Origin of the sequence: Wolbachia endosymbiont (group A) of Clivina fossor (assembly GCF_964026865.1) — a bacterium.
In the GTDB taxonomy this organism is placed as follows: domain Bacteria; phylum Pseudomonadota; class Alphaproteobacteria; order Rickettsiales; family Anaplasmataceae; genus Wolbachia.
Genome location: NZ_OZ034707.1, coordinates 516,692 through 529,624 on the forward strand (window position 1 = coordinate 516,692; position 12,933 = coordinate 529,624).

The following is a 12,933-nucleotide window of genomic DNA, read 5'->3' on the forward strand; positions in this document are numbered from 1 at the left end:
TTACCCTTATTGTCAATAACTATTAGCTACAGACCAGTTCTTGTTAAGTTACAGTAAAGAAATGAGTCATATATAGCTAAACTGACTTAGATTTACCGACAATTTGAAAAACCGTCATTCCGCTACTAGTTAGCGCCGCGGCGGTATGACGTGTTGCTTGGGTCAGCTATAGCTAAAGTAACTTATACCAATTCCTAAAAATAAATAGACGAATAAAGAAAAATTTCTAAAATAGAATAATTTAAGAATTAGTGGGGAGTTATGGCAGGAAAAAGTAAAGCAATAGGAGAAGAATTATATAATAAGTGTAACCTGGAATTAAAGAAGCACGGCATAAGAGGAGAGATAGGAAGAAGATTACAGGCAATAATATCTGCAAAAGAATATGGAATAACAAAAGTTGCTCAAATATACCGAATTACTAGAACTACATTGATGAAGTGGATTACAAGATTTAAGGAAGGAGGAGTCAATGCGTTTAAAATACAACCAGGACGTGGAGTAAAGCCGAAGTTGAGCTACAAGCAGCAAGAAGAAATTAAAAATGTCATAGCAGAAGAAGGAGCCAACCTAACGGCTAAGAAATTAAAAATCATAATTGAGAAAATGTTTTCTATTGAGGTAAGTAATACCAAACTTCGTTATTGGGAAGACAAATAGAATATACGATAAATTCACTTAAACCTCCAGTTATAGGCGGAAAGCACTCTTTTTCATTTGTCTCATTATTATTGAGAATTGGTATAAGTCTACAGCACATAGACTGATGCAAAAGTTAGGTTTTTCGTATATTACTCCAAGGCCTGTGCACAATAAACAGGATAAAAATAAACAAGAAGAGTTTAAAAAAAAATCTTAATGAAACTATTGTCACGTATCCCGAAAAAGAGCTATTTTTCTTCGATGAGTCGCGGTTTGGCACACATTCAAAGATTGGACACGGGTGGTTTAAAAAAGGCATTAGGACACAGGTTAAGGTAAAATTAGGTAGGCAAAACTTTTATCTCTATAGTGCAGTTAATCCTAGAAATGGAGAGAGTTCTAGCTTATTCGTACCAAACGTCAATACTGATTGTATGAATATATTCCTTGAGCAGATGTCACAATATTTAGGAACAAGGGAGGCATTTCTTGTTGTGGATTGTGCAGGATGGCATAGATCCAAAGGTTTAAAAATACCACAAAATATTACCTTAATCTATTTACCTCCATATTCACCAGAGTTAAATCCAGTAGAGCGTTTATGGCAATATTTGAAAGACAATCTCATTAAAAATAGAATATATGACTCTGTTAGTTTATTGGAGGATACTGTATGTGCATTCATTCGTAATATTACGGAAAGTTCGATCAAAACCATTTGTTCTGTGAGTTATTTGCCTACTTATTTATGAGATTTGGTATTAGGTTCACCGACAATCGTCATTCCGCTATTAGTTAGCGGAATCTATCCGCAACGGCATGACGTGTTGCTTGGGTCAGCTATAGAATATAGATCAGAAGTGACAGAGCTTAAAAAAAGGCCTAATATAACACAAAAAGCTTTATGAAAATCAGAGTTGGAGTAATAGGTTGCTTAGGCAGAATGGGCAAGAAAATACTCAATGAATTAATTACAAATGCCGAAGTGGAAATAGCAGGTGCTGTTGCCCGTTCAGGCAGTAAGTACATGGGCTTAGATATTGGACCAATTATAGGCTGCGGTTCCAATCTAGGAATTGAAGTTACAAGTTCTATTAATGGCATATTTGAGTCATCTGACGTTGTAATAGATTTTACAACTCAAGAATGTATGTTAGACTGCCTTAAAGCAGCTGTAAAATTTAAAACACCGCTAGTTAGTGGCACAACTGGAATAGAAGGTGTCGATTTAAAAGAGTATGCTGCTGAAGTTCCAATATTATGGTCAGCAAATATGAGTGTTGGGGTTAATGTGTTGCTGAAATTGGTAAAAAAAGCTGCTGAGCTTTTAGGTAATGAATATGACGTTGAGATTTGGGAAATGCATCATAACTTAAAAAAGGATTCACCATCTGGAACAGCTATAGAACTTGGCAAAACAATTGCTAACGCTTCAAAAGTGGATTTTCAGTCCAATCAATATTTACATAGTGGTTCAAACATAAGAAAAAAGGGGGGAATAGGTTTTGCAGTATCTCGTGGAGGTGGAGTAATAGGAGATCACAGCGTGATGTTTGTTAATTCTGATGAACGGATAGAACTAAACCACAAAGCAATTGATCGCACAACATTTGCTAGAGGAGCTGTTCAAGCAGCAGTATGGCTATATGAAAATAAAAGAGAAATTCCGGGGCTCTATTCAATGCAGGATGTGATATGAGCAATACACGTGCCTCTGTTAAAGATTTAAATCTCTGGTATGGCTCTAAGCAAGTTTTATTCGATATAAATTTGAATATTTATAAAAGAAAAGTTACTACTTTTATCGGACCATCCGGGTGCGGTAAATCAACATTTTTGCGTTGTTTTAATCGTATGAATGACTATGTACCTGGATGCAAAACTGTTGGTGAATTAGATATCGATGGGCTGGGTGATATATATTCACGCGATATGGATGTTGTGCTACTCAGAGCAAAAGTTGGCATGGTATTTCAAAAGCCAAATCCTTTTCCAAAATCAATATACGACAATGTTGCTTATGGACCAAAACTGCATGTTATGGCGAAGGATAAGCAAAAATTGAATGAGATGGTGGAAAATAGTTTAACTAAAGTTGGCTTATGGGAAGAATTAAAAGACAGATTGCAAGATAGTGCACTCGATTTATCCGGTGGCCAACAACAGAGGCTATGCATCGCTCGCGCAATTGCAGTGAAGCCAACTATTTTATTAATGGATGAACCGTGCTCCGCTCTTGATCCAATGGCAACCAATGCAATCGAAAATCTTATACAAGAGCTGAAATTAAGGTTTACTATAATTATGGTAACTCATTCAATGAAGCAAGCTAAAAAGTTATCTGATAGTGTAATTTTCTTTCATAATGGCAGAATTGTTGAGTCTGGAAGCACTCAAGAAATATTCGAAAATGCTCAATCTCCCTTAACAAAGGAGTATATCCTGGATCATTAGGTTTCTGTCATCAAAGTAGCTTGGCTACTTTAAAAAATGTATCCGTATGCCGTATTTGTCATTCAGCATGGTAGCGGTTGGATCATTCAAAAAATACCACTTCATTCTTTTTGCTTCTAACTTTTCTATTTTTTACTGTAAATTCTTGCAGAGTTCTCTCACATTTACTCTCTGATTACCTTTTTGTCTTGCTTTGTTTATCTGTTTTAACGCTCCACTAAACGGATACCCAATTGTTCAACACTGTCTATTTCAATTTGTAAAGTGTCCTTTATAAACTTATCAGCCTGGTCTGTACTCATAAAAACTGTATGTTTATTGGGCATTAATTTTTCTATAGTGGCTCTATCTTTTTCGTCATATGTATATTTAAGAAGCTCATCAATTTCTTTGTCCTTCAGATGAGATGTGCAATTATAGCTATGCTTTTTGAGATCCAGAAATTTAGCAAAGCTATTACAATCGTTCTCATGGTGAAAGGTTACATTTATACCTACTATTTCGTCCGTTTCTTGCAACTTTCCATCTTTAGCTATCTGTGCCTTAGCAAGCGCAATTGTAGGTTTATGGCCATAATTTGCTCCAATAATCCTTCTTATTGAGTGTTCTATTGCCATTTTTTGCACTTTGGGATTTTCATCGAACTCTTTCAAAAAATTAAGGTGTAAGTTAATATATTCAGAGTATTTCAACCTGTGTTTTTTATGTATAGTTGGTTTGCAGGGCAGTTCATTTGTAGGTGACTTATAGCTTGCAAGAAGCAACTTTTGTTCATACTGTTCATTATATTCTTTTACCCCTTTAAAATGTCCTTCATATTGAGTCAATCCATCTTTTCCTTTTTTCTCCATCCTTTGCAAAAATTTCTCTACTGGCTCTTGTTTGGCTGGAATAATTTTGCGTATAAACGGAATTTGTTTTTGCAAGCTAACCCAATATGGTAAGCAGACAACTTTTGCATCTTTCGAAAATAGACCTTCTAACTTTTTCACTGCATTGTATAAATTTGCTGATTCTAGTTTATAATGCCCACTATTGTTGTCTATATAAGTTATTTTACCATTTACCACTTTTATTAAACCAGAACATAAAACTGGCCTACCACCTGCAAGAGTTGAATGACGATAAGCCCACTCGTTTTTATTAACATTAATATGTTCATGAGTTACCAATCTGCCATCAAGCGTGATCACATAAGCTACACAACCTTTTTTACCCTTACTAATTTTATCAGTTGTATCATATAGCTTGCCTTCTAAGTCGTATAACCTTAGTTCCCCATCTTCCTCACCAATAAATTTGCTTTGATCAAACTGTTCATCAGAGTTAAAATACTTAACCTTTGTATTAGTTCTAGGAATTTTTCTTCCTTTAACTCCAACTTCTGAAAATAAATTATAGCATGGAAAAAAATATGTAAATTTACTTTCTATCCAGTGTAAAATTCTGTTTATAATACCAAAAACTTTTTTGTTACCTAAATCAATAGAGAGTTGCTGTTCTTTTGGTACTGTTTTATGATTGGACTTTGTACCAGATTTGCCAAATTCTTTGGCAGCATATTTAAACTTTTCTAGTAAATATTCCTTACGCTCTTTTGATACTGACATTTTTACCTCACCAACTATTATTTTATTTTATATTATTTTAGACAAAAAGTCAATTTTTCTTAATATGTTAATAAAATGAAACTTGAGTGAGAAATATTTAAGTAATAATTTTCCGCCACAAACAATACTTTCTTTGTTTGCTAGTGCAATAGAAGTCTAATCTACTTTCAGTTCTTCAGTATGTAAACTGCGCGGTAAGGACTCTAATTCCTTTGCAGCACTTAAACTTTTATTTTTTGCATGTATACCAAGCTTATTGAATTCTCGAGCAGCAGGAAATACCCTTGCTTCAAGCGAACCAGCAGTTTTATTATAATGATCAACAGCGCTTTTCAAGCTCCTGCGCAAATTATCAAAGTTTTCGCCCATTGTGCAGATTCGCTCATATAAAATATGACCTAGTTCACTGATTTTCTTTGCGTTTTCAGCTATCATCTCTTGCTTCCATCCATATGCTATTGCTCTCAGCAACGCAATTAGAGTGATCGGTGTTGCAATGATCACTTTTTTTTCCACTCCAATCTCTATCAAAGCAGGCTCATATTCCAGTGCTGCGCTAAAAACCCCCTCCCCTGTTAAGAAAAGCACCACAAGTTCTGGCGTATTTTCAAATTGATTCCAATACTCTTTTTTACCCAAGTCATTTATGTGTTTTTTTATTGCCAGGGAATGATTCTTTAATTTCTCCTTTTGTATTTGCAAATCATTTTGTGATATAGCATCCATGTAAGAATCAAGCGGCACTTTAGCATCTATTATTATTTGCTTTCCAGATGGCATTTTGATTATTAAATCAGGACGCAATAAATTATCCTCGTTTTTATCAACCACTGACGGCTGAGTAAAAAAATCGCAATATTCAATCATTCCCGCCATTTCTACCACTCTCTTTAACTGCATTTCACCCCATTTTCCTCTAATGTGGGGCTTTCTCAAGGCATTAGCAAGGCTAGAAGTTTGGTTCATCAGCGCTCCAATTTGCTCCTTTAAACCTTCATAGGCCCCTACCCTCTCCTTTTCTAGCTCACGTATTTCATTATCGAATTTTTCTAATTTTTCTTTTATTGGCGTTACAACTTCGTTGATCGTTGCTTGTCTTTTTTTGAAATCGCTTTCTGTTTCTTTTAATTTACTATCAATTACTTCCTTTGCTAAGTTCAGAAAATTATTGTTATTTGTCTGCAAAGCATCAAGAGAGAGCGCTTTAAAAGTGTTTGTTAATCTCTCCTCTGCTTTTGTTAGTAATTCTATTTCCTTTTTCTTTTCCTCACGTTCTTTTTGCAGAGTTACTTCAAGTTCTGCTCTTTTGACCCTTAAATCAACTATTTCTTCATTCTTCGTAAGCAAACTTTGCTTTGTTTCTTGAAGCTCACGCTCTAATTTACATAAATTACCCTCAAGGTTTGCTTTCTTTTCGCTCAGTTTTTTTACGATAATGTAGAAAAATAGTAATAGAGAAACAACCAGAGCTATAGAATTGAAAAGCATCAGAATAAAAGAACTGCGTTTACAATTCTATATGATTTTTGTGTGTATAGCTATAAGTAACGACGTCATACCGCACACAACTGTACGAATGTCTAGTTTAGTTATAAAATGTATATAAAATATTAACCGCTGATGTCATCCCAGTGCGTGACACTGGGATCTAAATTTTATGAAAAACTATTATATTTATATACTTGCAAGTAGACACAATAAGGCTCTATATATAGGTGTTACGTCGAATTTAATTAAACGAATTTGGGAGCATAAGAACAAGGTTATTCCCTGTTTACATCGAAATATAATGTGCATAAATTAGTTTATTTCGAGGAATTTCAAGATGTAGATTCGGCTCTTAATAGAGAAAAACTTTTAAAAAGTTGGAAAAGAGAATGGAAAGTCGATTTAGTTGCAAGAAAAAACCCAAATTGGTATAATTTATATTATGAAATCACGAAATGAGATCCCAGTGTCACGCACTGGGATGACACAAGTAGGAGCTGGGATGACAACGTTCATACAGTTTGCACGGTATGACGTACTTATTTATATAGTATAATATAAAAAAAAGAACACCTAAAGAGGTGCTCTTTTTGAAGAGTTTGCTACAATGATTATGCATTAACTGATAGATCATCACCAACAGTGTGTTGTTCTGCTTCTGGATTAGTAGTTTCTGAATTTGGTGTGTTACTATTTGCAACAACTTTGGGAACCGTAATCGGATTTTTAGATATCTGAGTTACGGCAACGATTGCTTGCTTCTCATTCAGATCTAACATCTGCTTCATTGTTGCCAGTTCGTCAGACGAAGTTTTACCATCATGAGATGCTACTGACTCTATACTCAAGAATGCACCCTCACTGTTATTAGCGTCAATAAGTTTGTTGCAAGTAATTTGGAATATCCCTCCTTTTTCACATTTGATATATACACGGTATTTTAATTTATCCATACTCTCGGTATAATTAAGATCAATGTTACCACTAAGACCTACACCATCACCAAAAATTTTAGATGTATGATTTGTCGTTACAAATAGTTCCAGTACTCCATTTGTGTTTTCACAAATACTGCCAATAACAGGTAATTCATCATGTGGCTGTTCAGGCTTAGCTTCATTATCCAAAGTTTTTGGTAATGTCTCGTTTGAAAACTTTCCTTGCTGTGATGTATTTTGTTTGGTAACCCTTGTTTCACTTTTTTTACCACCAAACAACCACTTCCAGCCTGATGAAATTTTTCTTGCAATCCACGAAATTCCCGTGTGATCAGCAATCCACTTAAAAAACTTTTTTATACTTTTCCACATATTTTACCCCTTAAATTAATAATAAATTAACTTAATTATTTCATAAATAGTATAACATGTCAACTATTTTTTACTTTAAAGAGAAAATAGACTTCTCACATTATATAGCTAACCCAAGAAAGGTTTTCCTACGTCATACCGCGATTTATTCGCGGTATCTCAGCATAGATTCCGCTAACAAGTAGCGGAATGACGAATTTTTGTTTTTCAAACTGTCGGTAAATCTAAGTCAGTTTAGCTATATGTGTCAAGCACTGGAATGACATCGTCGTAACATTATACCGTATTACAATGTTCGTACAGTAAGCCATAGGATGGAGCTATACAAAAAGAAGTAAAACGGCTCTAAAGATGATGCTATAGAAGTTTTTAGTACTTGCTCGCAACTTTCAACAATTTAATAGCACTGGTGTTTATAACCTCTCCGCCGACACGCTTAGTGACAAAAAACCTCACATAAGGTTTATTCGTATAAGGGTCTCGTAATATTCTCATTCCTCTGTTATCTACAATCTTATAAGCTTGTTTGAAATCTGCCATCGCAATTACCGGTAGCTGATTGTTTGGCACCGGTGGCATATCGGCAGATTGATATACTGGTATTCCCATTAAGGTACCTGGAGCTTCAAGCGACAAACTTGGTTGCCAAAGATATTGACCTGTTTGAGCTTTTAGTAGCCTAATACCAAATCTCATAAATAAGTAGGCAAATAACTCACAGAACAAATGGTTTTGATCGAACTTTCCGTAATATTACGAATGAATGCACATACAGTATCCTCCAATAAACTAACAGAGTCATATATTCTATTTTTAATGAGATTGTCTTTCAAATATTGCCATAAACGCTCTACTGGATTTAACTCTGGTGAATATGGAGGTAAATAGATTAAGGTAATATTTTGTGGTATTTTTAAACCTTTGGATCTATGCCATCCTGCACAATCCACAACAAGAAATGCCTCCCTTGTTCCTAAATATTGTGACATCTGCTCAAGGAATATATTCATACAATCAGTATTGACGTTTGGTACGAATAAGCTAGAACTCTCTCCATTTCTAGGATTAACTGCACTATAGAGATAAAAGTTTTGCCTACCTAATTTTACCTTAACCTGTGTCCTAATGCCTTTTTTAAACCACCCGTGTCCAATCTTTGAATGTGTGCCAAACCGCGACTCATCGAAGAAAAATAGCTCTTTTTCGGGATACGTGACAATAGTTTCATTAAGATTTTTTTTTAAACTCTTCTTGTTTATTTTTATCCTGTTTATTGTGCACAGGCCTTGGAGTAATATACGAAAAACCTAACTTTTGCATCAGTCTATGTGCTGTAGACTTACTTACCTCAATAGAAAACATTTTCTCAATTATGATTTTTAATTTCTTAGCCGTTAGGTTGGCTCCTTCTTCTGCTATGACATTTTTAATTTCTTCTTGCTGCTTGTAGCTCAACTTCGGCTTTACTCCACGTCCTGGTTGTATTTTAAACGCATTGACTCCTCCTTCCTTAAATCTTGTAATCCACTTCATCAATGTAGTTCTAGTAATTCGGTATATTTGAGCAACTTTTGTTATTCCATATTCTTTTGCAGATATTATTGCCTGTAATCTTCTTCCTATCTCTCCTCTTATGCCGTGCTTCTTTAATTCCAGGTTACACTTATTATATAATTCTTCTCCTATTGCTTTACTTTTTCCTGCCATAACTCCCCACTAATTCTTAAATTATTCTATTTTAGAAATTTTTCTTTATTCGTCTATTTATTTTTAGGAATTGGTATTACATTCTTCAACGTACTCCTGTTCATCAAAAATGATGCATTTTTGGAATAATATTCATCCAGAGAGTAATACAATATCATTATTGAATCGCTATCTAATTTTTCAGTTTTAACTTGCTCTATTTTATTGTAGCCCTTTCCATCATCATAAGCTAAAATTCCTTTGGGTTGAAAAGTGCCATCACCCTTAATGAAGGCTTCGTTTTCTTTCTTACTAAAAGTCTCGGCAATCTTTTCCACCAGCCAACTCTCAACATCAACAAACGCATCATCGAGTAACTTTTGCGATATCTGTGGTTGAGCATATAACTCGTAAGTCGTGATAGAAATCTTTTGGATTTTAGGCGTGTCCGTATCTTTTGCAAAATCATACTTAGATTTATTGCCACCGTCCTCATCATCTACTGTTTCACTGCTCCAACCTGCACCGGCACGGTCAAAATCTTCTATAATGTAATCCAATGTTTCAGTAGAGATTCTTTGACTGGAGCATATTTGTCGCATTGGGGACGAATCAGTTACGCGCTTGTTTATGCGTTTTACAATATGCGGAGTAACTAGATACCCTCCGATATCATTATCATCTCCACTGAGGGTTTTGTGTGATAAACCGCTTTCCATTCCCTTGCGGATATAATCAGAAAAATATTTATCACTTGTGCTAAAATCTGTATTTACTTCTGGACGTTGAGCTGCAGTTTCGATCAAGTCTAAACGCTCTTTGCAACTATCAATGGCATTATTTACCTTGCATAGCTGCTCAATCGTTGCAGAATCAGCACGCCCTTTGCTCTCAATTTCTTTTAATTTGCGATCATTTATTAATTTAAATTGCTCCCATGATGAAGCGAGTTCATTGATACGGTGAGCGATATCGGTAAGTGACATAATAGCCTCCTTTGAAAATAAAATTAGAATGGAAATAAGGTAATAGGAATGGCACCCATAGATGTTTCCCACAGTTGTACGAATATTGCAATATGGTACATAGTAAACGATGTCATTCCAGTGTCTGGGCACATAACTGTACGAACATTGTAGTTTGGGAGCAATTCCCTACCAGTGGGGTGTCATCCCAGTGCCCAGACACTGGGATCCAGCTTCTATGCAACTTAATTAAAAACGTTTGTTTTAGCGTAAGACAACTACCTTTAGCTCATCAGCTCAGTTATAAGCAAAATTTCTGGATTCCAGACTGGAATGACATCATCTGTTGTGCAATTTATCTTCAAAAATGAATATTCGTACAGTTATGTGCCCAGACACTGGCATGACATCATTTGTTTATCTGTTGAAAATGTAAATCGGAAAATAGCGTGGCACTTTGTACCACGCTTAGTGATGTAAGCTTAATCCAGTAATTAAATTAAGCGAGGTAAAAACAAAAGACAACAACAATATATAATGTTCGTTTTTTTATGTCAAGCACTTTTTTTATCTGCTTCAAACTTTTTTTTATCTGCTTCGATTAGATAAGGGATTTCAATATTAATTCTGCACTACTTGCAGTTTTTGTAATGGGTCTGCCAATGACGATATAATCAGCTCCTAAATTTATTGCTTCTCTTGGTGTTGCTGTTCTTTTTTGGTCGTCATGACCTGGATCTATACGAATTCCTGGAGTAATAATTTTAAAGTCTTCACCGCATTCTCGGCGCACTTCTTGAGCTTCTAGTGCAGAGCAGACTATTCCATAGAGTCCAATCTTTTTTGCAAGTTTTGCAAGCAAAATTACCTGTGATTTTGCCTCTCTTGCTACTCCAAGCTCGTTTAAATCCTCATTGCTCATACTAGTTAGCACTGTCACTCCAATCAGCTTTATTTTTGTGCCTTGCAATACACTTAGCGCTTCTTCAAGCATTTTTGTTCCGCCACTGATGTGCAGAGTTAACATTTCAACACTTAGAACTTTTATTACTTCAACTGTTTTAGCTACAGTGCTCGGAATATCATACAATTTCAGATCTAAAAAAATTGGTACATTGCATTTTGCAACTTCTTGCACTCCAGAGAGACCATGAGCAGCAAAAAACTCTAAGCCAAGTTTTACCATGCCAACTTTATCACGCAGAGTATTAGCTAGAGAAATAGCCTTATTTAAGTCTTGTGTATCCAGTGCGCATATTATTGGGTTCATTATCTTGCATAATTTTTTTTATAATAAAGCTAATTATTATGTTTTGCAAATACCTTCACTCTGACTACGTTCATAAGATTCTGTCAATAGTGAATTTGGCAATTTGATCGGAGTGGATGAGCGACTGTTATATCCAGAATCTTCCTCGGATCCATATCCAGGATCTCCTGCATGTAAAGGAACAGATGTTTCACCTGGCGATGATGCATATCCAGAATCTTTCCCAGATGTTTTGCCTCGCAAATCTTGTACAACTTCTTCCAGTACAGACTTCATTACTGGAATCTCCTGTAATATTACTGTTTTATCATCATTTTTGATCACTTTATTTCTCTTTATTGATTCTTCTAATACCAATTCTCAATAATAATGAGACAAATGAAAAAGAGTGCTTTCCGCCTATAACTGGAGGTTTAAGTGAATTTATCGTATATTCTATTTGTCTTCCCAATAACGAAGTTTGGTATAACTTGCATAACATATATTCTATTATCCTTTCCACATAAGACATTTTTTCTTCCTTCTCTCTCAACAAATCTTTTTCAAGTTGTTCTATTTGAGCGTCTTGCTTCAAAAGTAAATTTTTTAAACTTTTCACTTCGTTATTACAATCTTTTCTTATCCCATCTAACTCAAAAGATTGATTTTTAATTAAATCATCTGCTTTATATAGCTCTTCAAATTTCCTTTTTAATTCTTGAGATAAGTTTTTATTTTTCTGATTAATTTCTTTAAATCTATATTGTAATTCATCTAATTCTACACAAAGTTCTTCTTGTCTTTTATGTAATTCTTCTTTTTTTTCACATAATATATGTTTTTCCTTACACAATTTTTCTATTTCCTTATCTAATTTCTCTTTTTCTTTAGATAATTTTTCTATTTCCTTATATAATTCTTCATTTTTTAATTCTGCATGTTTATTATTGTCTATTTTCCTTTTCAATTCCGTTATGCGTTTTTCTTTTTCAGCTAGATTACCTTCTTTTTCTTGTAAATGTTCACATAAACGCGTGATTTCATAAAGTAATTCTTCTTCTTGCTTACCAAGCTCATCTTTTTCCTTCGTTATCTTTTTCAATTCGTCTGTTATTTCAAATATGTGATTCGCTTTGGCTTCTAATCTTTTCTCTAAAGATTTTTTTTCTTCAAGAAGAGATTCTCTCTCAACTTCTGACTCATTTACTTTCTGATCCAATTTTTTTGCTCTCTTGTCTAAATTTTGCTTTTCTCGAGTTAATTCACGTGATTGATTCTTTAATTTTTCCACTTCTTTGTTTGCAGCTTCTTCAGCTTCCTTTCCTAGAGTTATTTTATTTTCTAACTCTTGCTCTTTCTGAGCGAATTTATTTCTCTCAACTTCCAGTTTCTTATTATTACTAATTATTTTATACGAAAGTGCAAGCACCAAAACAGATAATGTAGCTAAAGCAAGAATTAGAGGAAGAGGCACATTAGAAGTTACAGTAAGCGCTAAAGATGTAAGTAATACCAATTCCTAAAAATAA

11 protein-coding genes and 3 pseudogenes are annotated in these 12,933 nt (G+C 34.5%); 5 read left to right on the plus strand and 9 right to left on the minus strand.

What is annotated here, in order from left to right; genetic code table 11:
• Positions 1–261: 261 nt before the first annotated feature.
• The 4 genes and pseudogenes from AAGD99_RS02735 (at position 262) to pstB (ending at position 3,096) form a co-directional block, all read left to right on the plus strand.
• Entirely contained in the window at positions 262–660 is a 399-nt protein-coding gene (locus AAGD99_RS02735) for a helix-turn-helix domain-containing protein (RefSeq protein WP_341822518.1), read from the plus strand.
• A 76-nt stretch (positions 661–736) separates the two neighbouring features.
• A pseudogene (locus AAGD99_RS02740) lies at positions 737–1,394 on the plus strand (IS630 family transposase); the annotation flags it as partial.
• 152 nt (positions 1,395–1,546) lie between these two features.
• Positions 1,547–2,341 carry a 4-hydroxy-tetrahydrodipicolinate reductase gene (dapB, locus tag AAGD99_RS02745; RefSeq protein WP_341822519.1) on the plus strand — a complete coding sequence of 265 codons (795 nt, stop codon included), beginning with the start codon at positions 1,547–1,549 and terminating at the stop codon, positions 2,339–2,341.
• On the plus strand, positions 2,338–3,096 hold the full coding sequence (gene pstB / locus AAGD99_RS02750) for a phosphate ABC transporter ATP-binding protein PstB (RefSeq protein ID WP_264735555.1): 759 nt from the start codon (positions 2,338–2,340) through the stop codon (positions 3,094–3,096). The genes dapB and pstB overlap by 4 nt, the downstream gene beginning before the upstream one ends.
• A 206-nt stretch (positions 3,097–3,302) precedes the next feature.
• Here pstB and AAGD99_RS02755 read toward each other — a convergent pair whose 3' ends face one another.
• A complete protein-coding gene (locus AAGD99_RS02755; protein WP_341822522.1) occupies positions 3,303–4,706 on the minus strand; it encodes a hypothetical protein in 1,404 nt (467 codons plus the stop codon).
• 156 nt (positions 4,707–4,862) lie between these two features.
• Positions 4,863–6,194, minus strand: a complete 1,332-nt coding sequence (gene rmuC, locus AAGD99_RS02760) for a DNA recombination protein RmuC (RefSeq protein WP_341822523.1) — start codon at positions 6,192–6,194, stop codon at positions 4,863–4,865.
• Positions 6,195–6,363: 169 nt separating this feature from the next.
• On the opposite strand from rmuC, the gene AAGD99_RS08985 reads away from it, so the two are divergent.
• The gene (locus tag AAGD99_RS08985; RefSeq protein WP_410529922.1) at positions 6,364–6,510 is read left to right on the plus strand and encodes a GIY-YIG nuclease family protein; all 147 of its coding nucleotides are present in this window, start codon (positions 6,364–6,366) and stop codon (positions 6,508–6,510) included.
• Positions 6,511–6,805: 295 nt separating this feature from the next.
• Here AAGD99_RS08985 and AAGD99_RS02770 read toward each other — a convergent pair whose 3' ends face one another.
• The 7 genes and pseudogenes from AAGD99_RS02770 to AAGD99_RS02800 form a co-directional block, all read right to left on the minus strand.
• Positions 6,806–7,504, minus strand: a complete 699-nt coding sequence (locus AAGD99_RS02770; RefSeq protein ID WP_341822524.1) for a hypothetical protein — start codon at positions 7,502–7,504, stop codon at positions 6,806–6,808.
• A gap of 369 nt (positions 7,505–7,873) precedes the next feature.
• A pseudogene (locus AAGD99_RS02775) lies at positions 7,874–8,188 on the minus strand (phage major capsid protein); the annotation flags it as partial.
• 8 nt (positions 8,189–8,196) lie between these two features.
• Positions 8,197–9,211 (minus strand): IS630 family transposase gene (locus AAGD99_RS02780; protein ID WP_341822214.1). Its coding sequence is split into 2 segments (ribosomal slippage): positions 8,197–8,745 and positions 8,747–9,211, totalling 1,014 coding nucleotides; the frame shifts between segments, so codons are not numbered across the junction.
• Positions 9,212–9,288: 77 nt separating this feature from the next.
• Positions 9,289–10,176, minus strand: a pseudogene (locus AAGD99_RS02785) (phage major capsid protein); the annotation flags it as partial.
• A gap of 580 nt (positions 10,177–10,756) precedes the next feature.
• The gene (gene pyrF / locus AAGD99_RS02790) at positions 10,757–11,425 is read right to left on the minus strand and encodes an orotidine-5'-phosphate decarboxylase (protein WP_341822525.1); all 669 of its coding nucleotides are present in this window, start codon (positions 11,423–11,425) and stop codon (positions 10,757–10,759) included.
• Positions 11,426–11,461: 36 nt separating this feature from the next.
• The gene (locus AAGD99_RS02795) at positions 11,462–11,782 is read right to left on the minus strand and encodes a hypothetical protein (RefSeq protein ID WP_341822526.1); all 321 of its coding nucleotides are present in this window, start codon (positions 11,780–11,782) and stop codon (positions 11,462–11,464) included.
• Positions 11,751–12,878, minus strand: a complete 1,128-nt coding sequence (locus tag AAGD99_RS02800) for a hypothetical protein (protein WP_341822527.1) — start codon at positions 12,876–12,878, stop codon at positions 11,751–11,753. Before AAGD99_RS02800 ends, AAGD99_RS02795 begins: the two co-directional genes overlap by 32 nt.
• Between the last annotated feature and the right edge of the window lie 55 nt (positions 12,879–12,933).

What these genes read in the sequence shown, in the direction of transcription:
- rmuC (WP_341822523.1), bottom strand. Translation starts at nt 6,194, where the DNA reads ATGCTTTTCAATTCTATAGCTCTGGTTGTTTCTCTATTACTATTTTTC.
- pyrF (WP_341822525.1), bottom strand. Translation starts at nt 11,425, where the DNA reads ATGAACCCAATAATATGCGCACTGGATACACAAGACTTAAATAAGGCT.
- AAGD99_RS08985 (WP_410529922.1), top strand. Translation starts at nt 6,364, where the DNA reads ATGAAAAACTATTATATTTATATACTTGCAAGTAGACACAATAAGGCT.
- pstB (WP_264735555.1), top strand. Translation starts at nt 2,338, where the DNA reads ATGAGCAATACACGTGCCTCTGTTAAAGATTTAAATCTCTGGTATGGC.
- AAGD99_RS02770 (WP_341822524.1), bottom strand. Translation starts at nt 7,504, where the DNA reads ATGTGGAAAAGTATAAAAAAGTTTTTTAAGTGGATTGCTGATCACACG.
- AAGD99_RS02735 (WP_341822518.1), top strand. Translation starts at nt 262, where the DNA reads ATGGCAGGAAAAAGTAAAGCAATAGGAGAAGAATTATATAATAAGTGT.
- dapB (WP_341822519.1), top strand. Translation starts at nt 1,547, where the DNA reads ATGAAAATCAGAGTTGGAGTAATAGGTTGCTTAGGCAGAATGGGCAAG.
- AAGD99_RS02755 (WP_341822522.1), bottom strand. Translation starts at nt 4,706, where the DNA reads ATGTCAGTATCAAAAGAGCGTAAGGAATATTTACTAGAAAAGTTTAAA.